The organism is Paenibacillus sp. Y5S-9, assembly GCF_036894235.1.
In the GTDB taxonomy this organism is placed as follows: Bacteria; Bacillota; Bacilli; order Paenibacillales; family Paenibacillaceae; genus Paenibacillus.
Genome location: NZ_CP145887.1, coordinates 5846152 through 5866828 on the forward strand (window position 1 = coordinate 5846152; position 20677 = coordinate 5866828).

15 protein-coding genes are annotated in these 20677 nt (G+C 47.5%); 3 read left to right on the top strand and 12 right to left on the bottom strand.

The window, feature by feature from the left end:
• Positions 1-151 precede the first annotated feature (151 nt).
• From V6669_RS25855 to xylA, 8 genes are all read right to left on the bottom strand, one after another.
• Positions 152-1279: a transglutaminase domain-containing protein gene (locus V6669_RS25855; protein WP_062836448.1), complete on the bottom strand. Its 1128-nt coding sequence runs from the start codon at positions 1277-1279 to the stop codon at positions 152-154.
• Positions 1280-1709: 430 nt separating this feature from the next.
• Positions 1710-4103 (bottom strand): YcdB/YcdC domain-containing protein, encoded by a 2394-nt coding sequence (locus V6669_RS25860; protein ID WP_338588558.1) that lies wholly within the window; start codon positions 4101-4103, stop codon positions 1710-1712.
• Positions 4104-4330: 227 nt separating this feature from the next.
• Entirely contained in the window at positions 4331-5257 is a 927-nt protein-coding gene (locus V6669_RS25865) for an alpha/beta fold hydrolase (RefSeq protein WP_338588559.1), read from the bottom strand.
• A 168-nt stretch (positions 5258-5425) separates the two neighbouring features.
• Positions 5426-6052, bottom strand: coding sequence for a bifunctional 4-hydroxy-2-oxoglutarate aldolase/2-dehydro-3-deoxy-phosphogluconate aldolase (locus tag V6669_RS25870; protein WP_047841586.1), 627 nt, complete (start codon positions 6050-6052; stop codon positions 5426-5428).
• 249 nt (positions 6053-6301) lie between these two features.
• Complete coding sequence (locus V6669_RS25875; protein ID WP_338588560.1) at positions 6302-8443, bottom strand: glycosyltransferase; 2142 nt, start codon at positions 8441-8443, stop codon at positions 6302-6304.
• An 11-nt stretch (positions 8444-8454) separates the two neighbouring features.
• Positions 8455-9171 carry a glycosyltransferase family 2 protein gene (locus V6669_RS25880; protein WP_338588561.1) on the bottom strand — a complete coding sequence of 239 codons (717 nt, stop codon included), beginning with the start codon at positions 9169-9171 and terminating at the stop codon, positions 8455-8457.
• A gap of 222 nt (positions 9172-9393) precedes the next feature.
• Entirely contained in the window at positions 9394-10887 is a 1494-nt protein-coding gene (xylB, locus tag V6669_RS25885) for a xylulokinase (RefSeq protein ID WP_338588562.1), read from the bottom strand.
• A gap of 992 nt (positions 10888-11879) precedes the next feature.
• Positions 11880-13196 carry a xylose isomerase gene (gene xylA, locus V6669_RS25890; protein WP_036606941.1) on the bottom strand — a complete coding sequence of 439 codons (1317 nt, stop codon included), beginning with the start codon at positions 13194-13196 and terminating at the stop codon, positions 11880-11882.
• A gap of 198 nt (positions 13197-13394) precedes the next feature.
• On the opposite strand from xylA, the gene V6669_RS25895 reads away from it, so the two are divergent.
• The gene (locus V6669_RS25895; RefSeq protein WP_338588563.1) at positions 13395-14561 is read left to right on the top strand and encodes an ROK family protein; all 1167 of its coding nucleotides are present in this window, start codon (positions 13395-13397) and stop codon (positions 14559-14561) included.
• 147 nt (positions 14562-14708) lie between these two features.
• Entirely contained in the window at positions 14709-14906 is a 198-nt protein-coding gene (locus V6669_RS25900; RefSeq protein WP_017692236.1) for a hypothetical protein, read from the top strand.
• Positions 14907-15045: 139 nt separating this feature from the next.
• On the opposite strand, the gene V6669_RS25905 is transcribed toward V6669_RS25900, so the two are convergent.
• Both V6669_RS25905 and trxB read right to left on the bottom strand, forming a co-directional pair.
• Positions 15046-15276, bottom strand: a complete 231-nt coding sequence (locus V6669_RS25905) for a glutaredoxin family protein (RefSeq protein WP_076212704.1) — start codon at positions 15274-15276, stop codon at positions 15046-15048.
• Positions 15277-15338: 62 nt separating this feature from the next.
• Positions 15339-16280 (bottom strand): thioredoxin-disulfide reductase, encoded by a 942-nt coding sequence (gene trxB, locus V6669_RS25910; RefSeq protein ID WP_036668032.1) that lies wholly within the window; start codon positions 16278-16280, stop codon positions 15339-15341.
• Between the two features lie 256 nt (positions 16281-16536).
• Between trxB and V6669_RS25915 the strand changes: the two genes are divergently transcribed.
• Positions 16537-17268, top strand: coding sequence for a ZIP family metal transporter (locus V6669_RS25915; RefSeq protein ID WP_036606933.1), 732 nt, complete (start codon positions 16537-16539; stop codon positions 17266-17268).
• A 122-nt stretch (positions 17269-17390) separates the two neighbouring features.
• Here the strand turns inward: V6669_RS25915 and V6669_RS25920 are convergent, their stop codons facing one another.
• Together V6669_RS25920 and V6669_RS25925 are read right to left on the bottom strand one after the other, a co-directional pair.
• Positions 17391-18200 carry an alpha/beta hydrolase gene (locus V6669_RS25920; RefSeq protein ID WP_338588564.1) on the bottom strand — a complete coding sequence of 270 codons (810 nt, stop codon included), beginning with the start codon at positions 18198-18200 and terminating at the stop codon, positions 17391-17393.
• Between the two features lie 132 nt (positions 18201-18332).
• On the bottom strand, positions 18333-20348 hold the full coding sequence (locus V6669_RS25925) for a heavy metal translocating P-type ATPase (protein WP_338588565.1): 2016 nt from the start codon (positions 20346-20348) through the stop codon (positions 18333-18335).
• Between the last annotated feature and the right edge of the window lie 329 nt (positions 20349-20677).

Consider the following 20677-nt stretch of genomic DNA (forward strand, 5'->3'; position numbering starts at 1 on the left):
CTCCTCGTACGTAGTGTTGGCATACGCCGAAGATTAGAATAGCAAAGCGACATATACAAAAAATAGACAACACTAAAATCCTCGTTTTTGAACACAAAATTAAACGCAAAAAAGGATACCCCTCAAGCGGAGCATCCTGTTCAAACGATTGTTATAGTGTCCAGTTAATTTTGACGCGCAGATCCGTAGTACCTTCCATTTTGGATACATAATAAGATATCGATTTCATGCCAAGCTGGTACAAATCTTGCAAATCTTCAATCAGTCCAGCCTCCGTACCCTTGTACCTGAACGTGAGCGAAGTTCCGCCTTCCTTCAGTGTACTTTGAACCTTGGTCTTCAGCGCAGCATGGCCTTTGACGGCATCCTGTTCATCATACAGGGAATAGTCCAGAGCATGGTACAGCTTCTGATAAGCAGCTTTTTTGCTATCTCCGGCCTTCACCAGCTTTAATAAAGCTTCTCGATATGGGGCTGGCGCAGCGGGGTACTTGCTTTTGCCTGTCCAGATATGGTCACGTGCCATCTCATCATCACTCAGCAAATAATAGCTGTGGCTCACCTTACCTTTGCGGTCAGGGGTAGGATCATCCCAGGTGGTGTCCATGTGGTACCACTTGCCGTCCAGGTTCACGATATTCCAGGCATGAAGCTGCCCGCCTGCTGTACCTTCCACAATCCGGTTATCGATACCTACTCGCTCCAGCATCCGATACGCCAACAGTGAATATCCCTGACAGACCGTACTGCCTGTTACAAGCCCGTCGTAGGCCGTATATTTCTTCAACGAAGTATCGTAGGAAAGGTTAAGCACAATCCAATCATGGATGACCTTGACCTTCTCATGATCCGTCATGCCTGGTTTGATGATTTCTTTCAACACGTTTGTCACTTTACGATTCACATAATCGGTCTGTTCCTTGGTCTCCCGGTAGGAGAGAGTCACATGTACTTCGGCCGATACATTGGAGCCTTTATAATTAAATGCATAACTTTTAACGGTATATTGGATATAGGGGTCACTCTTCATTGCCTCATCGATGGAGGTTTGTAATTGTTTTTTGAGGCCTTTCACATTGCCTTTGTATGTAAAAACAAGTTCCTCCGTTCGCTGTGACATTGCGGTAAGCAAGGTCTGGCGCAAATCTGTTGCCGTGGATATATCTGATGTCCCTGATGCAGCATACAGCTGATCCAGATCAACCGTACGTGGTAATGCTACAGCAATCAGACAGCCTGCCAGCAGTATGGTGATAATTCGTTTCCCGTTCTTACCCATGAAAGGAACCCACCCTTCTTTGCAAAGTTCTCACGCCCTATTGTATCACAAAAGGCTCTGTCGTCATTCTTCTATATCATTTCAACTAAAGAATATTTACAAGAACACTCCGATGTCAGAACAACTTTCCGATCGCTGTTATCCCCAGATTTTTTTGATCCTTTATTCAAAAGGAAAAATCCGGTGATAGCGTATGCTTCCGACGTAGCTTTCTTTCAGAAAGCTTTTAGGCGCACGCTTCACTTCCTCAAGTTATTTCTGACCTCTCCGTTATCGTGTAAATGTTAGTTGAAATGATTTAATTTTTGTAAAAATTAAATCAAAAGAGACCTTCTATGGAAGGTCCCTTTGATCTTCAGTTCAATGAATCACGATTACCCGTTATCTTCATCCTATGATTCGTTTGGTCACGATATGATTGATTCCTCGTCTAATAAAGGCGATTACCACTCATAAACGTATCTGTCTTACCTTGAAGCTTCGCCAGCCGTTCCAATACTTGTGAAGCTTCAGCTACTGTCACTTTGCGTGCAGGCATGAATCGTCCTTCAATCGAAGGAAGTAATCCCAGCTTCAAACTCAGGGAAACAGCCCCTTTACTTGAAATGGCACTGGCATCCGCGATGTTCGGAAGATCCGATGGCAACGTGTAGAATCCGGCCAGCTTCTCATAGCGCAGTATACGTACAAGCAACACTGCCAATTCTTCACGTGTCATCTCTTCCTGCGGATTCAAATTCTGTTCAGGGTCCGATCCGGCAAGCCAGCGTTGATCGATTAATGCCCGAACTGCCTTATAATACGGGCTATCAGGCGTCACATCAGCGTATAACTTGTCTTCTCCGTCCCCACTGTAGTACAGATCCATATTTGGATTAATCGCTCTTGCCAGATAGTTAAACCAATCTCCTCGGGTGATCACACGATCCGGGAATACACGTCCCTGCTCATCAGCAAGCAATACGCCATGCTGTGTCATATTGCGAAGAGCTGCTTCGGCCACATGCCCCAAGATATCCGTAGGTTCAGCCTTGGTTGCAGAGCTTGTGTCCCCGTATAAAAGCTTCCACTCTCCTGTGTTCGCATCCAGCACTTCATAATTGCCGTAGATTGAATGATCATCTCGTGTAGGCATATAAGCTAGGTTAACTCCCACCGGAATGACTTCACCGCTGTTCGTACCCCATCCACCGTAACGAGAATACGCCAGAACCAACTTGAACTCCTTCAGATAGATTGCCTTGGCCTCTTCGTAACTGATGGCTGGCTTAAGATCTGCCGGCAGTTGTTCAGACGTAGCCGCAATACGCGTATAGAACTCGTTAATCGTACCGTTGTTCAACACCTGTACTTGTGCCGTATCATCCTTAACCGGAATTCCGTTCAGATAACGCTGGAACAAAAATGTGCGAGCATCGTCCACCTCAATCACGTTAGCCAGCCGGAATTGCTCCGTTGCATCTGGAACTAGCGCAATGACCGTGTTCATCGCCAGTTTCTCAGCCTGCTTCCGCGTTACCAATTGGCCTGCCTTCTCTTCAGCAGGCTTCTCCTGTTCCATCTCCGGTCCCATTCGTTGCATCATCGTATAGCTGTAGATCTGCCCGGTTACTGCATCTACCTGTGCTGAGATATCCCGCATGAACATATAGGACATATTGGCACTTCGATCGCTCCAGCTCAGACTCCATACCTGATTGTTCGGACTTGAGTAATGTCCCTTGCTCAACTGGCTATGTTCCAGCTTATAACCCTTGGGAATATCAAAGTTCGTTGCGACACGATTGGCGGCCTGCTGAACATTTAATCTCGTTCCATTGGCCGGGACAAAAGGAGTCACATCACCTTTTAACTTCGTATCCTGCTGTAAAGAGTTCTCATCTACAGCTTTACCTGTTAATGTATTAATCCGTTCCAACGTATTGGCTTCGATCGGAACGATACTGATATTTTTCGGTGTATATGCGAGGTAATACTGCTGACCCTGCTTGGAAGACAGACGATCTTTGGCTATATAAGCCAGTTCCACATCGAACTGTTCTTCAAACTGCTGTCTGGCCTTCTCTTCTGAAGCTGCCGGTTTTGATGAGGGATACTTGGCTTCGGTCGTACCTCGTGAGTAACCTGTCACCAAACCACTTTCGTCCACATTGATGTAGACTGTCTCTGCGTCAGATAACAATCCGTCATGTTTTAACTGGTAAGCATATCGATACTCTGTTCTGCCAAACAATGACTGTTGTTCAATCGAAGAATACATATCTCCAAACGGAGCATACTCATTGTCCTTAAGACCTGGAATCGCTTGGTACAATAACGCCACGGCCTTTTCTTCAGCTTCAGCTTTGGTTAGTTTCACATCCGATTCCGAGACATGTTTATCCAGGATATCCGACGGCAAATGTACACTTAACACTTCCCCTGTGCCTGCATGTACAGTTCCACTGAATCCCGACGTATGATTGCCTTGTGTAATCTGGAACCCGATCTCCCACGCCTTGTAGTCTGGCGGTGGATAGGAATTAGGTGAATCGAATCGTGCAGATGAGATTGTTGCTTTTTTTAACAATGGAAATAATTTCAGTATATTTTCACTGGCTTGCCTGGATGAGATTTTTGCTCCCTCAGGCACGTCATTGCTCGTTGCGTCTAGTTGTTCATTTTCCCCCGTTGTCGCTTCGGTCAACTGCTCTGCTTGCGCGGCTGATGCACTGCCTGCAAAACCTGGTGTTTGCGAAGCAAGCAGCAGTGTTGCCATCGCTGCGGTTGTTGCTTTGGTTGCGAACATTTTCAAACGTAGATTAAACTTCCAATTCAAACTCAAATCTGGACCTCTCCCTTCAATTTCATACAAAGAAGCATAACAAATAACCTCGCATGAATATTGCCAGTCTATTCTATGATACCATAAGCTTCCTTTTTAATCGTCGTTTTCGGGGCAATTTTACAAATGTGAATTTCTGCATATTGCTAGTAACAGCAAAAAAAACGCCAACCACGTTGGCGTTTTCTCTGTTAGCCTGCACTCTTATGTAGGCTGAATCTACCTTGTCAACTACTCGCTATAGACGAATCGTTCGACTTCTCCTGACCTTGGACATGGGTTTTCAAAAAGGGAATAACGGTATCCCAGAAGGCGGGATCTTCCTCGGAACAACTGTGTCCTCCGCTGTTGACCCATAAATGTTCAACAGGCGGATCGGCTTTGGACATAAAATATTCAAGCTCACTCGGGGGAATGAAATTATCTCCCTTGGAGTGCACCATAAGCATCGGCAGTTGCATCCCCCTGCGCCGTTCATTCAGCATCATCACCGGATCACGCTGACGATAGGATTTCAGAGATTCACCCAGTCGCCAGAACCAGATTCTTGGAATTAACTGGGCCAGTGGAAACAAGGGCAGACGCCGGCGTCTCAGCTCTGAACTGACGATCACCTCAAATTGCGAAGGCATCGAGTCCGTAATCACTGCTGATACAGGAATTCCCTCCGTCACTGCAAGAATCGTACCCAGTCCACCCAAAGAATGTCCAAGCACTCCGATGGCATCGGCATCAATCTCTGGTCGTGCAGTCGTATACTGCAATGCCGCGAGCAGATCATCCCGGAACAGGTAGGCAGATGCAGCACGAACCGGATCACTGGCCCCATGACTACGCACATCATACATAAATAAGGCATATCCTGCTTCCCAGATCGGACGTGCGTAACGAAGAACACGGGAGCGATTGGAGCCCCAGCCATGTGCAATAATAACGAGCGGCCATGGTTTTGGAATGTCGGCTCTGGCCGGGATGAACCAGCCATGCACCCGACCTCCCCCACTGTCAAAGGTCACATCCTCAAATGGCATTGGGGGTGTCAGTGTGATTGGAATCTTCTTGGGTGTCTGGCTCTTTACCGCTGCCTTCCATAATCCACCTGCCGTTACTGCGGCCACGGCGAGCATGCCGCCTATCATTGTTTTAGCTTTCACAGGGCATCTCTCCTCTCCGAATTCTGGCATACATCCATCATAAAACAATAGAATGAACGGTACGTTAAAGGACATCGGTTTTTATGATAAAGATTGATCCAACAATTAATTTAAAGGTGCCTTCATATATATACCCAAATATACATATCCCTCATATGACACTGGAGCCTAGGCTTCGGCTGCTTCCACAAATCTCCGTGCACAAGCTGCAATCTGCTCATGATCTCCTGCTACAAGAGCTTCTCGTGGTAAAAGTGCACTTCCCAGACCCACTGCAGCAGCGCCTGCTGCGTAATAATCGGCAATATTCTCCAGTGTGGCACCACCTGTTGCCAGCAGTGGAATATGATTCAGCGGAGCTTTGATCTCCCGCAGATACGGTATGCCCAGACTCGCCATCGGAAACAGCTTCACAACTCGTGCTCCCGCTTCATGGGCAGCGACAATCTCCGTAGGTGTCATGGCTCCAGGCCAGATCTCGACACCATGTTCTACAGCATATTCAATGACAGACAGATCGACATTGGGAGACACCAGAAATTGTGCTCCTGCTGCGACCGCTTCCTTCGCCATCTGCACATTCAGTACCGTACCCGCTCCAACATAAGCCTTTCCTTCATGCCGCTCACGCCAGTCTGCAATAATATCATGTGCTCCAGGTGTGTTCAGTGTGACTTCCATCAGTCGGATTCCACCACCTGTCATACCTTGTCCAGCTGTTACTGCCGCTTCGCGGCTTATACCGCGCACAATCGCTACCAGCCTTGACTCCAATAGTACTTCCGTCAGATTCATATCCAGTTCCCCTTGCTTCATCAATTCGGCAGCCGAAGACAGGCAATCATGGTCACCGCTTTTCCGTTATTCATTATTGTAAAGCATATCCTCCCCTGGATGAAATACATTAATCCATTTTGAAGTGAATGAGTGTTCCACGGACACTATGAAGTATTTTTATCATAACGCAAAAAAACCTCTTCATGGAAAACGGGATTAATTCACCCATTAAACTCCACAAAAGAGGCAGCATTTCAACCGAAAATACTAAGCGTTTTCCAACACGTTATCCTTCTCCAAATCTTTAAAGTATCGATCGTTATATAACATGCTTGGATGTGTTGGATGATAGGCGAGTGCGATATCATTATGTTCTCGGGCCTTGGCACGGTTACCCATCCGGTCATAACACACACATAGTTGCAGATGCGGCATCCAGGTCCAGGCTGCTTCATTCAGCACCACCATAGGATCGTCAGGACGTACAGCACGAGTCGCCTGTTCGTACCAGAACAGCGCCTTGCGATAATCTTCACGGTCGGCAAAATAACCACCCAATCGACAGCAAATCTCGGCTCTTGGCAAATCATAGGCAAATGATCGGAACAACGCGGTGACTTCCTGTTCCGGATGTTCAAGTGCAGCTTCACAATCCGCAATTTTCTGGCAAGCAGCGATCTGATCTTCCACCCAGCCGAGCCCGGTATCCAGAAACTTTTCATAGTACTTCACCGCATCCTCATGCTGTCCATGGTCCTTCAGTTCATTACCGAAATAGTACAAGTCACGCGGCCCGAATTCTTCTCCGGCCTGTTCCCTTTTGCGATAGATCCGCAGATTCCGATCCGTATACTCCTTATCTTTCTTGTGGGTAACCGCTATATCACTATGCAGCAGATTACCCGCTACAGCCAGATATTCATGCACCGCGCCAATCCAGCGAAATTGCCGATCACGACGTACCAGGCGATTCCGGCGCAGACTATAGGATACTTTGCCATCTGCCGTGAATGACAGATTGTAATCCATCGTGACACTATCCACATCCGGGTCCAGCGAACGTTTCAAGGCGATCAGTTTCGCACGATCTTCCGGTTCGAACACATCGTCAGCATCAAGCCACAGAATATATTCACTCTTCGCCTGATCGAAAGCATAGTTGCGTGCTGCTGCAAAGTCATCCACCCATTCAAAATCAACGATACGATCCGTATATCTGGAAGCAATCTGACGGGTACGATCCGTTGATCCGGTATCCACGATTACAATCTCATCGGCAATACCGTTGACCGAGTCCAGACATCTGGCGAGGGAAGCTTCTTCATTTTTCACAATCATACACAGGGTAATACTGATCGTCTCCTCACCTCGTCTCGCCCTACGATTAAAGGCAGATACCCCCGGCAGTTCGGACAATCGATAGATGTGGTACGCAGGGAAATGAGTATCGACGAACAAACGAAAACCCAGTGCCTGAGCACGGATGCAGAAATGACGATCTTCGCCCCAGAAGGATACATTGGGAATCTGATCATACGAAACTCCTGCTGCCAGAACATTTTTGCGAATAAGGGTACATGCCCCTAGCCCTCCAACTTCATAACAACCCGGGATCCGCAGCTGATTTAGAAAAGCAGTCGTTTGCGTGCCTTCGTCTTCCGCCTCGGTTCCGTCTACTGTTTTGCCACCGCGGCGATACAGAGCATACTCATCCTGCAGCCATACCTGCGGCATTTCCCTGGCATCCGGCTGCCAGCGGGTCCAAAAGATATTGGATACAATGTCTTTGCCACTCGATACAAGTTGCTCCAGCGTCCGCGGATGCAGCACCAAGTCAGAATCAATCAGGAAAACCGCATCGTAGTGATTGTCGCGTGCATATTCCAATATGCGATTTTTCAAACCGGCTACACGCCAAATCTGCTCATCCTGCCAATAGTGTCCTCCCTCATCCTTGGTGTACACCCCTTTGTTGTCAGAACTACCGCTGCCATGTTCATCTGCTTGAATAACCGTCCCTTCATGCTGAAGCACAAATTCATGCAATATATTCGATGCGGCTTCTTCCACGTTATCGTCAACAAACAGATAATCCGTCTTCACTGTTGTTCGTTCCAGTGCATGCAGAGAATCCAGAAATTCACGGAGCACCGGAGTTGTCTGGCGAACCGGGCTGGCGATCAGTATTCTTTCCTGGCAAAGTTCTTCAAGCTTTTCCGATTGGCGGGTTTCCAGCGATTTATCAGAACGACTGGACGGTCGATGATTAATCTGGCTCTCTTTCTGATTCTCATTTGCGCTCTCATGTTGCTTCTCATTCTGATTCTCTTTCTCTTGGGAATTCGGCTCTGCTTGAGGTTTGAATTCTTCTTGCGATTTACGTAACGGGTCTTTCTTCAACGTGCTCACTCCCCCTCTCCTTATTCGAACCATGCCAACAGTCGTGGCTCTTGATCCAATATCGATTCATACTGTTCCTTCCAACCGTATCTTGCTTCAGGGTCCAGTGCTTGATAGCGTTCATATTTGCGGATGCGATCTTCTTCCCGCGCCCAACCATAGTGCTTCACCCGGGGAGCATGACATCCATAGGACCAATGCTGGATCGTTAACGGAAAACGACCACAATGCTGGGGTGTCTCCTTCCATTCATAGTTCATCCCCGGGTGATAACGAATCAGAAATGGCCGATAATAGGCATGTGCCTGCCAGAACTCATCTTCCCGGTAATGCGTTTCACTCCACATATCAAACAATCTGAAATAGATCGCATCTTCATTGCCACTGAGCAGCAGATCCCGTACCACCCCAAAGTCACTGGTTAGAATCTCATCCGCATCCAGATTCAAAATCCACTCCGGATTGGTCGCCACCGTCTCTTCCCATTGTTGTTTTCTCAGGCTTACCTCGTCTGCAAAACGTGAAGCAGCGTTCTCCACTAATACGAGTGGAATACCGTCCAGAAGTTCCCTGCACAGCGCGACCGTTCCATCCGTGCTTCCGTCATCAATGATTACCGCCCGATCAATCCAGGAACGATGTCTCTCCAGTGCCTGCCTGAGATAACGATTCTCTTCATTACGAACGATCATCGACAAGGTAATATGTGGTCTTCCATGTTCCTCATGTCCATCCAAAGCTTCACCCCCATGCTCAAGCTTCTACCTATTAAAATGTCCGACACACGATGCCTGGACGGATCACAATCCTCTATTCTCAATCTATGCAGAGCCGGAATGCAGATATGCAGGACAAGGAAACCTTTCATGGGGTTAATCTTGATGAACGACAAAAAAAGCACCCGCCTTCGCGGATGCTTTTAAATGTAATCATAAGATTAATGTAGTGAAATAAATGAATTAACGGTATTCAGCCAAACGATCATTGAGACTACGTGTCTGTCCATAAACTTCCTGATACAGTGCGAACAGTCCATCATAGACGGCAACCGTTTCCGGGTTTGGCTCATAGGACTTCGCTGGGCGAATAAACGCTGTTGCGCATTCCTGCAAGGACGAGAACCAGCCACAGCCATAGGCAGCCAGCATGGCTGCACCCATCGCAGGACCCTGTTCGCTCTCCAGCTTCACAATCGTAGCGTTAAAGACATCCGCCTGCATTTGCAACCAGGCTTCGTTCTTGGCACCGCCACCAATGGAGATGACTTCATTGACGGTTTTGCCTGCACCACGCAGAATATCAATGGACTCGCGCAGCGAGAAGGTAATGCCCTCCATCACCGCACGTCCAAAGTGCTCCAGCTTGTGTCCTGCATCCATACCGATGAAGCTGCCACGGATATTCGCATCCGGATGAGGTGTACGCTCCCCAACGATATATGGTGTGAACAACAATCCGTTGCTGCCCGCCGGAACCTGATCGATGCCCTGCAAGAGCACATCAAACGATTTGTCCGCTGCAAACGTATCCTTAAACCAGGACAGGCTGTATCCTGCGGCAAGCGTTACACCCATAATATAGAAGGCATCTTTCTCTCCATGGTTAAAAAAGTGTACTTTGCCTTCGAAGTCGAGATCCTTACGCTCTTCGTAGGAAAGCACAACCCCGGATGTTCCGATGCTGCACATCGTCTGTCCTTCACTCAGAATGCCTGCGCCAATGGCACCACACGCATTATCCGCACCACCTGCATATACTTTCGTCGCAGCCGCCAGACCCGTTTGATCCGCAATCTCAGGCAGCAACGTGCCCACTTCCTCAAACGATTCCACAAGACGTGGACAAAGGGAGATTGGCAGCTCGAATGCTTCTGCAATCTCTTTACTCCACTGTTTGCCTGCAACGTCCAGCAGCAAGGTACCCGCTGCATCCGAATAATCCATAGCGTAATCCCCGGTCAGGCGATAACGCACATAGTCTTTTGGCAACAAGAACAAAGATGCTTGCTGTAACAATTCAGGCTCGTTCTCCTGAACCCACAGAATTTTCGGCAAGGTGAATCCTTCCAGTGCACGGTTCCGGGCAATACTTAACAGCTTGCCATCCAGTACTTTTTCGATACGGCGGCACTGAGCCGTTGTGCGTGTATCGTTCCACAGGATTGCGTTACGCAGCGGTTTACCTTCAGCATCCACCAAAACCAGTCCATGCATTTGACCGGAGAAGCTCAATCCCTCGATTTCCGAAGGCTGCACGCCAGACACTTCGAGCAATTTACGCAAGGAAACAATGGTTTGCTCTACCCAATCTTCGGGATTTTGTTCACTGTATCCAGCCTTGGGCTGGTACAACGGGTATGCCTCGGATGCTTCAAATGCCACTTTCCCTTCACGATTGACCAACACGGTTTTAACCGCGCTGGTTCCCAGATCGACACCAATTACGTAACTCATAGGTTAACTCCTCTCGTTTGTAACAGGATTGTATCCACGAAAGATCCAAGTACGCATGAAAGTCACTCCGTGATCAGAAAACCCTCGGATCGCCGTTACCCCCGGATTTCCTTTATACCCTTTAGCAAGGGTGAAATCCGGGGATAAATGCGCACGCTCCGCTTCCTCGGGTCCTTTCTGCTCACTCCGTTTTGCATGCATGATCCTGGACACACATGGATATGAAACGAGTAAAACGTACTCGTTCTTATAACAGAAAGATTGATCCAATGACCTTGATTCGTCATTGATTATAAATGAAACCTTGATGCTCATGTGGTCACTCCGTGATCAGAAAACCCTTGGATCGCCGTTACCCCCAGATTGCCTTTATACCCTTTGCAAGGGTGAAATCCGGGGATAAATGCGCACGCTCCGCTTCCTCGGGGCCTTTCTGCTCACTCCGTTTTGCATGCATGATCCTGGACACACATGGATATGAAACGAGTAAAACGTACTCGTTCTTATAACAGAAAGATTGATCCAATGACCTTGATTCGTCATTGGTTATAAATGAAACCTTGATGCTCATGTGGTCACTCCGTGATCAGAAAACCCTCAGATCGCCGTTACCCCCGGATTTCCTTTATACCCTTTAGCAAGGGTGAAATCCGGGGATAAGCCTATGCTTCCGAAGCCAGCTTTCTTTCAGAAAGCTCTTAGCGAACGCTTTGCTTCCTCGGGTCCTTTCTGCTCACTTCGTTCTGCATGTACCATCTTAGACAAACATTTATATCAAAAATTTAAAAAACGCGTTATTTGTTTAATCAAAAAACCGCCCCCGTCTTCCCAAGGGAAAGTCGGGGACGGTCCGAATGTCATGCTTGTTCAGGCGTTCCATGGTACAAGCTAATCTTGTGCATAGGCTAGTTTCGACACTAATGTCCAACAAATATGAGTTGAGTAACCATCGGTGGTCGACGTACACGAACCCTGCCTAATCCGCTATGCTATTAGTCAGCCAGGATGTACTGGTTGAGTTGTGCTCTCAGCAATTCCTGACGTCCGGATTGGTTCTTGCGTGGGCTTTCGTTGTTGAGTGCATACTCAGCAAGGGAAGCCAGTGTTGCTTTACCTGCAACCACATCTGCACCAATACCTTCGCTGAAGCTGCTGTAACGTTTTTCGATGAAGTCATCGAATACGCGATCTTCGATCAATTTTGCTGCTACTTTCAGACCTTTTGCATACGTGTCCATACCTGCGATGTGTGCCAAGAACAGATCGTCAGCTTCGAAGGAACCACGACGTACTTTCGCGTCAAAGTTCACACCGCCACGGCCGATACCGCCGTTTTTCAATACTTCATACATCGTCAATGTAGCATCGTACATATCAACCGGGAACTCATCTGTATCCCAACCGATCAACATATCGCCTTGGTTCGCATCGAGGGAACCGAGCATGCCGTTTGTACGAGCAACACGGATTTCGTGATCAAATGTGTGACCAGCCAGTGTAGCATGGTTTGCTTCCAGGTTGAGTTTGAAGTGTTTGTCCAGACCGTATTTTTGCAAGAAAGCAATGGAAGTTGCTGCATCATAATCATATTGATGTTTCGTTGGCTCTTTTGGTTTAGGCTCGATCAGGAATTGTGCGTCAAAACCAATTTCCTTCGCGTAGTCTACAGCCATGTGGAACATGCGAGCAATGTTGTCTTGCTCCAGTTGCATGTCTGTGTTCAGCAATGTGTCGTAACCTTCACGACCGCCCCAGAATACATAGTTTTCAGCGCCCAGGCGTTTACCCACTTCCAGACCTTTCTTGATCTGTGCTGCAGCGTGAGCATACACGTCTGCGTTGCAAGTGGAAGCTGCACCAAACATGAAGCGTGGGTTCGAGAACATGTTCGCCGTGTTCCAGAGCAGTTTTTTGCCGCTGGATTTCATATGATCTTCAATCAGATCAACGATTGTATCAATGTTGCTGTAGAACTCGCGCAGGTTGTTGCCTTCTGGTGCAATGTCCACATCGTGGAAACAGAAGAACGGCAGATTCATTTTTTCCAAAAATTCAAATGCCGCTTCCACGCGTACTTTCGCGAGGTCCAGACCTGAGTATTTATCCCACGAACGAACAGCTGTCTCCGCACCAAACGGGTCACTGCCGCCTGCAGTTAATGTATGCCAGTAAGCCATGCCGAAACGGAAATGTTCTTCCATCGATTTGCCGGCTACCACTTCTTCCGGATTATAATGTTTAAAAGCAAAAGGATTCTTGGAATCTTTACCTTCAAATGCAATTTTATTAACGGATTCAAAATAGGCCATGTGTAAAATGCCTCCTCAATAGTTTTAAGAAATCGTTTACACCGTTATCCTATCACATCGAATTTACTTTGTCTATTGGTTAAACAAAGTAAAATAAAATTGTTTTTTACATGTTTGTTTACGCTATAATAGTCGAATAACTTGTTTCGGATGTGGGTCAGAACCCTTTTATCAGAAGAATAGGAGTGCCTTAACCATATGAAAATTACCGGAGACCAGATGCTGGTCAAAAAAATAAACAAGTCGATCGTTCTGGATACGATTCGGCGCCATGCCCCTCTTTCTCGCGCACGAGTGTCCGAGGTTACGGGGCTGAACAAAGCAACGGTATCCAACCTGGTTGCTGATCTGATCAGTGATGACCTGGTGCAGGAGATTGGCCCTGGAGAATCCAGCGGCGGACGTAAACCACTCATGCTGCTGTTTCGAGGGACATCCGGCTATGCTGTCGGGCTGGAACTCAGTGTGACCCATTTGAAAGGCGTGCTTACTGATCTGGAAGGACACATCATTACAGAGTACGCAGTGGCCTTGGAACATCATGACGTGTCCTCTGTACTGGAGCAATTGAAATTGGCAGCCAAACAGCTCATTGAAGCAGCGCCTGCTTCCCCACATGGTGTCATTGGCATCGGTATCGGAGTGCCCGGCATGGTGGATGAGGCAGGAACGGTCCTGTTTGCACCCAACCTGGGGTGGGAGAAGGTAGCTCTGCGCTCCATGCTTGAAGAAGAATTTGAACTGCCTGTCACCATCGATAATGAAGCCAATGCTGGCGCTCATGGAGAGTTAAATTTTGGGGCAGGTATCGGTGTCCGTCACATGATCTATATCAGTGCAGGCATGGGGATTGGTTCAGGCATCATGGTGGATGGTGAATTATACAAAGGGGCATGGGGCTATGCTGGAGAAACAGGTCACATGTCCATTGAAGCGGAAGGACTGCCCTGCTCCTGCGGAAATCGTGGTTGTTGGGAGTTATACGCATCGGAGAAAGCCTACGAGCACCCGGAGCATCAGCTGAAATTACCTGCTCATACCACACGAGAGCTTATTCATCATGCGGAGCAAGGCCACGATGCTGTTCAAGAATTATACAACACGATTGGACGCAAATTGGGGATTGGCATAACCAATATCGTTAACAGTTTCAACCCGGAACGTATTATCATTGGTGGCCCTCTTTCTGAAGCAGGTCCTTGGATTGAAACGGCGTTAAAACAGGTTGTCGAGGAACGTACGTTACCTTATCACCGCCGCAGTTTGCAGATTGAGTGGGCAGCTCTGGGCAGCCGTTCCACCCGTGTTGGTGCCGCTTACTCTGCAATTTCCCAGTTTCTAGGAAAAATAAGGGTATCTGTCTAATAACAGACGAAAATTGACATCATTTTGCCCCATTTCCTCCCTTTTTGTTAAAGAAATCCAGATGTATAATGGGGTTATGTGATTTTTGTCATGGCTGTGTGAATACAGCTGTGTTAATTCCGATAATGAAACGGAGTGAAAAAAAGCGTGACCTACGTGGATACTTCAGATATCTCGGCGCAAATGTTTGTCACCGTCCTCCTGTTCCTGATTGTGCTTGCGCCCCTGTTCAGCCTTGGCATACTCCGATTGTTTCAGAGCAAAAAGAAGGCTGGTTTCATGTACATGCTGTCAGGATTGCTGGTGTATGTTGTATTTCAGACTTTCATGAGTATTTTTTTCTAGATCATATTCTGTGTTTGCACAAAAAACCGTACCCTTCCGGGTACGGTTCTTTCTATATCCTAACGGCTCGCGAAAACCGGAATTGCATATGAATCGAAAATTTCTTTCAACACATGATAATTCAGATAATAAGCCTGATTTAAGCGTCCAATGCTTTGGCAAATTGAGTTTTGTTCATACCCAGAATGCGGTGTTCACCAATGACAGTCAATGGCACGGCACGTACACCCATGTCCCATACTTGTTGTGCATACTCATCGCTAGTTTCGATGTTGCGCTCTTCATAAGAGATACCTTTGTCAGCCAGGAACGTTTTTACGGATTTGCAGTTCGGGCAGTTCGTTGATGTATATACAATTACGTTTTCCATGTTTAATTCACCTCATATGGTTTTATATTAATCTATAGTTTGGTTGAAATCAGCTCATTCTATTACAGAACAACTGCGCTGTGCTCCAAGCTCTCAATGTATTTCTCTGTGTCCATGGCAGCCATACATCCGCTACCTGCAGCTGTAATCGCTTGTTTGTAACGTGTATCCTGTACGTCACCACATGCAAATACGCCTGGGATGTTTGTCTCGGATGTACCTGGTGTAGTCAGGATATAACCGTGTTCGTCCGTAGTGATCTGTCCGCCAAGGAAACCAGTGTTTGGTGTGTGACCGATCGCTACGAATACGCCGCTTGCCGGAATCACTTCTTCTTCACCTGTTTCGTTGTTCAACACTTTCAAACCGGTTACGCCGTTGTCGCCAGCAAGTACTTCGAGTGGTGTACGGTTCAAAGCCATTTCTACTTTTTCGTTGCTACGTGCACGATCCTGCATGATTTTGGAGCCACGCAGTTCTTCACGACGGTGTACCAGTGTTACTTTGGAACCAAAACGGGACAGGAAGCTTGCTTCCTCAAGAGCAGAGTCACCACCGCCGATGACGATGATTTCTTTGTTACGGAAGAAGAATCCATCACATGTTGCACATGTGCTGACACCACGGCCCACATTCGTTTCTTCTCCAGGAATACCGAGGTATTTAGCAGATGCACCTGTAGACAGGATCAATGTTTCAGATACGAGTTCACCCATACCTTCAACTTGAATCTTGAATGGACGCTCGCTCATATCGATGTTGTTCACCCAGCCTGTGCGGAATTCAGCACCGAAGCGCTCAGCTTGTTTACGCATGTTATCCATTAGTTCAGGACCCATAATACCATCAGGGAAACCTGGGAAGTTCTCCACTTCAGTCGTTGTTGTCAGTTGGCCACCAGGTTGTGGTCCTTCAATAACGAGTGGGTTCAAGTTGGCACGTGCCAGATAGATTGCTGCTGTCAGCCCTGCAGGGCCTGTTCCAATAATAATTGATTTATACATGTATAGTTCCTCCCCCGGGTTCTGCAAAAAGGTTAGACCCTCCGGCATCAAAAGCTTAGGCTTTTGCATACACTAGAACGAAAAGCCCACATCATGTCCACAAGACCTGCCTGTGATATGACAATGGCCCTATGCAGAAACGGAATTCTAATTTATAATCATTCTAATCTGTTGTTCATTATGATCTCTTTTATGTACGGTGTCAATGCTCGGCAGCGATTATGAAGAAGTCTTCATCAGGAGGGAAAATGGAAGCATGAACGATGCACTCATTGGCAGTTTTATATCAGCCATGTCTACCGGCCTAGGGGCCGTACCGATTCTATTTATGCGCAAAATATCGCACCGTCTGCGTGATATCTTGCTGGCATACGCCGCTGGTATTATGACCTCGGCCTCGGTGTATAATCTCATTCCGGAAGCGCTTGGCCAATCAAATCTCTTTGTACTTGCATTTGGTATTATGCTTGGTAGCCTGGTTCTACTGGTGCTGGAGATGAAGATTCCACACGTCGATCTGGAGAATCCCGAGAAAATGCCTTTTAAAATTGAAACCAAAGCCTTCATGATTATTGCAGCCATCACCATGCACAACCTGCCGGAAGGGTTATCCGTTGGCGTCAGCTATGCAAGCTCGGATGAGAACCTGGGCAATCTCATTGCCTTTTCCATCGGATTGCAGAATGCGCCGGAAGGATTCCTGGTAGCCCTCTTTCTTGTGAACCAGAACATTGGCCGCTTCAAAGCACTGGGTATTGCCACCCTGACCGGAGCGGTAGAGATTATTACAGCTATGATTGGTTACACCTTGAGCAGTCTCGTAGCTGGTCTTGTGCCTTATGGTCTGGCCTTTGCAGCCGGTGCGATGATGTTCATTGTTTACAAGGAACTTATTCCCGAGAGTCACGGCGATGGCAATGCACGTGTGGCGACGATGTCCTTTTTGCTCGGACTCATCACGATGATTGGTCTGACTGAATTGTTTTAATTGAAGACTAAAGAACCCGGCGATCAGTCCAAGACTGTCGACCGGGTTCTTTGTTTAGCCACAAATGAAGATTCCATGAAATTACTGGGATCGCCTGTCAGAGGCATTATGCCCTCTCCTGATCAGGATTGGATGAAACGAATCAGTTCCGAATTGAATTTCTCCAATTCATCATAAAATGCACCATGACCGCTCTCTTCAAAAGCAATCAGTTGAGACGAAGCGATGCCTTGGTGCATCTGCTCGGCGAATTCAAACGGACAGATCTCATCTTTTTTCCCGTGCAAAATGGCTGTTGGCACCTGAATGGAACTCAGTTCACCTCGTAAGTCCTCATCCCGCAACGCAATTGCACTGCGAATGGTACCATAAGATGAAGCTTCAATGCCGAGGGCGTGGAACCAATCCATGAAGGGCTGGCTGTGTTTCTTCGCAAAGAACATGCCGCCAAACGTCTCCAGTAACTTCGGACGATCTGCAAAGATCGGCTCAATAATCTGCTCGTTCAGCTGCTCAGGAGTCAATCCATACGGATATCCTTCACGCTGAGTGAACACAGGTGCTGCCGCAGATAACAAGGCCAGCTTGGAGACACCATGTCCCTTATGGCGAGCCATGTAATGTACTGCGATCGCTCCACCCATGGAGAACCCTGCAAGTACCGCGTCTTTCAGCTCCAGATCATCGATAACAGCACGAACATCGTCTGCCATGCGATCATAATCATACCCTGTGGATGGCTTATCCGATAAGCCATATCCTCTAAAATCTATCGCAATGGCACGAATGCCATGGTTCGGCAGTACGTTCAACTGGTATTCAAACATTTTATAATTAACAGGCCAGCCGTGCAAAAAGACAACCGGGGTGCCTTCGCCAATATCTTCAACATATACTTTTACATTTGGTTCCACTTGTACATAACGTCCCATATTTCACAGCTCCCTTATTATCGAATCGTCTCTTCGAATCATTACCCGCTGACCCAAGGTTCAAACGTAAGCTGTTCAACCAGCCGCATGCTACCAGTGATACCAATTAACCATTTTCCTCTCCAAATCTGATTACCGTAGCAATCTAAGTCCATTCAGAATAACCAGAATTGTACTTCCTTCATGTCCTACCACACCTAGAGGCAGTGCGACATCCTGGAGGAAGTTACCAGCAATTAAGGCCAGAATAACGGTGATGGCAAAAAACATATTCTGTTTCACCGTACGCTGTGCTCGACGAGCCTGCCCAATCACCCAAGCGATCTCTTCAATGTTATCGTTCATCAGTACCGCATCCGCGACCTCCAATGCAGTCCCGCTACCCGACAATCCCATCCCCATACCCACAGTAGCTGCTGCAAGTGCTGGTGCATCATTGACACCATCCCCTACCATTAACACAGGACCATACTTTTTGCGGAGCGCTTGGACCTGCTTCACTTTATCTTCAGGCAGCAAATCTGCATAGACCATACTTACTCCTGTTTCACGGGCAATTACAGAAGCTGATCTGGCTCGGTCTCCTGTTAACATGACAACTTTTACACCCATCACTTCAAGCTTTTTCACTGCAGCTGCTGCCTGTGGCCGTACCGTGTCCCGCATCGCGATCAGCCCGACTAATTCACCATCAGCCATAACAACGGATACGGTTTTTCCCTCCCCCTCAAGACGAGAGCGTACATCGTCCCACTCAGAAGACACCTTCACAGGGGTAACACCCTGTTTATCTGGATCATCAACGTTGCTGTCTTTCATCTCCTCTGACTGCATCGATTCCATTACATTTGTTTTGCCAATGCTCCAGACCACATCGTTCACCGTTCCTTCGATGCCCCAGCCCGTTAGAGCCTGTACGTGCTCCGCTTCCTGAAGTGTGATATTCTCCTTATTCGCCTGATCTACGATGGCACGAGCCAAAGGATGCATGGAGATGTTCTCAATCGCTGCCACCGCAGCTAACAGCTGGGTACGATCTACATGTTCAGCCGTAATAATATCGGTGACTTGAGGGGTGCCCATGGTCAATGTACCTGTTTTGTCAAAAGCCACGACCCGCGTGCGAGCCATATTCTCCATATGGGCACCTGCCTTGAAAAGAATGCCCCGGCGGGCGCTGCTGGACATCGCGGACAGCATAACAGGCATGATGGAAGACACCAATGCACAAGGAGAAGCAACCACTAGAAATACCATCGCTTTGTAAAATGCCTCATTCCATGTCCAGCCAAGCAGCAGCGGAGTTCCTGCAATGACAAGTAAGGTCACCCCCACAACAATACGTGCGTAAATCCCTTCGAACCGCTCCATGAAACGCTGAGAATCCGGTACTTCCGCCTGCGCTTCTTCCACCATTTTAATGATTTTGCCGAACAGTGACCCTTCCGCCGATTTTGTGACCTCTACGTATAAGGCGCCCTCCCCGTTTACCGTACCTGCATAGACTTCATCCCCCGCAACTTTGTCCACAGGCAGGGATTCTCCGGTAATTGACGACTGATTGATAAAAGAACTCCCCCGGTACACCACGCCATCCGCAGGAATCAGTTCTCCCGGTTTGACCAACAGCAGATCACCCAGCTGCAGATCATCAATAGTCACGAGGTTCATCTGTCCATCTTCAATACGCAGTGCAGTCTCCGGCTTAAGTGCGAGCAACGATGAGATATCCTTATGACTGCGCTCTGTCGCATAACTTTCCAACGCACCACTGAGTGCAAAAATAAAGATAAGCATCGCGCCTTCATTCCAGTAACCGATGGCTGCTGCCCCAAGGGATGCGGCAATCATCAGCAGATTTACATCCAGATCACGGTCCTTAACCAATGTCTCGATACCTACCTTCGCTTTGGTCCAACCGCCCACAGCATACGCCACAATGTAGAGCATGATGGATAAGGTACCAAAATACGGTGCAGTTCCCCAGGCAATCAGCATCAACAGCCCGCTGCCCAATGCAGATTGCATCTCTTTATTCTGCATCATGGCTCGAAAATCAGGCTTCTTGCCCCGATTGGGGCCGGGTGTTTGAGATGAGCGTTGTTCTGCTTGTTGCTGTCTGTGTAGAGGTTGATGTATCGCTTGCATATAAATCACGTTCCTTTCAAATGGTAGGTTTGCGGATAGTGAATGTGCTCAAGTTCCGCTTCCAGAAATGAAGTTGTATTGAGAATGAGAGCCATTGTTAATGCCCTAAAAATGACACATGCTGCTGCGGGAATCCCGCAGCAGCATGGTTTTGTGAATGATTTTACAATAATCTCGAATGAGAATGATAATCATTTTTGTACTTATGCAATTATTTTTACTCAATACAACTTTTAATCAGTATATGCCTGTGATCCACATTTGTAAATGGGCTTTTTTCGATGGATACTCATATATGCGTGTTAAAAAAAGACAAAAAGCCGCTGTCC

What these genes read in the sequence shown, in the direction of transcription:
- V6669_RS25855 (WP_062836448.1), bottom strand. Translation starts at nt 1,279, where the DNA reads ATGGGTAAGAACGGGAAACGAATTATCACCATACTGCTGGCAGGCTGT.
- V6669_RS25870 (WP_047841586.1), bottom strand. Translation starts at nt 6,052, where the DNA reads ATGAATCTGACGGAAGTACTATTGGAGTCAAGGCTGGTAGCGATTGTG.
- xylB (WP_338588562.1), bottom strand. Translation starts at nt 10,887, where the DNA reads ATGAGTTACGTAATTGGTGTCGATCTGGGAACCAGCGCGGTTAAAACC.
- xylA (WP_036606941.1), bottom strand. Translation starts at nt 13,196, where the DNA reads ATGGCCTATTTTGAATCCGTTAATAAAATTGCATTTGAAGGTAAAGAT.
- V6669_RS25895 (WP_338588563.1), top strand. Translation starts at nt 13,395, where the DNA reads ATGAAAATTACCGGAGACCAGATGCTGGTCAAAAAAATAAACAAGTCG.
- V6669_RS25905 (WP_076212704.1), bottom strand. Translation starts at nt 15,276, where the DNA reads ATGGAAAACGTAATTGTATATACATCAACGAACTGCCCGAACTGCAAA.
- trxB (WP_036668032.1), bottom strand. Translation starts at nt 16,280, where the DNA reads ATGTATAAATCAATTATTATTGGAACAGGCCCTGCAGGGCTGACAGCA.
- V6669_RS25915 (WP_036606933.1), top strand. Translation starts at nt 16,537, where the DNA reads ATGAACGATGCACTCATTGGCAGTTTTATATCAGCCATGTCTACCGGC.
- V6669_RS25920 (WP_338588564.1), bottom strand. Translation starts at nt 18,200, where the DNA reads ATGGGACGTTATGTACAAGTGGAACCAAATGTAAAAGTATATGTTGAA.
- V6669_RS25925 (WP_338588565.1), bottom strand. Translation starts at nt 20,348, where the DNA reads ATGCAAGCGATACATCAACCTCTACACAGACAGCAACAAGCAGAACAA.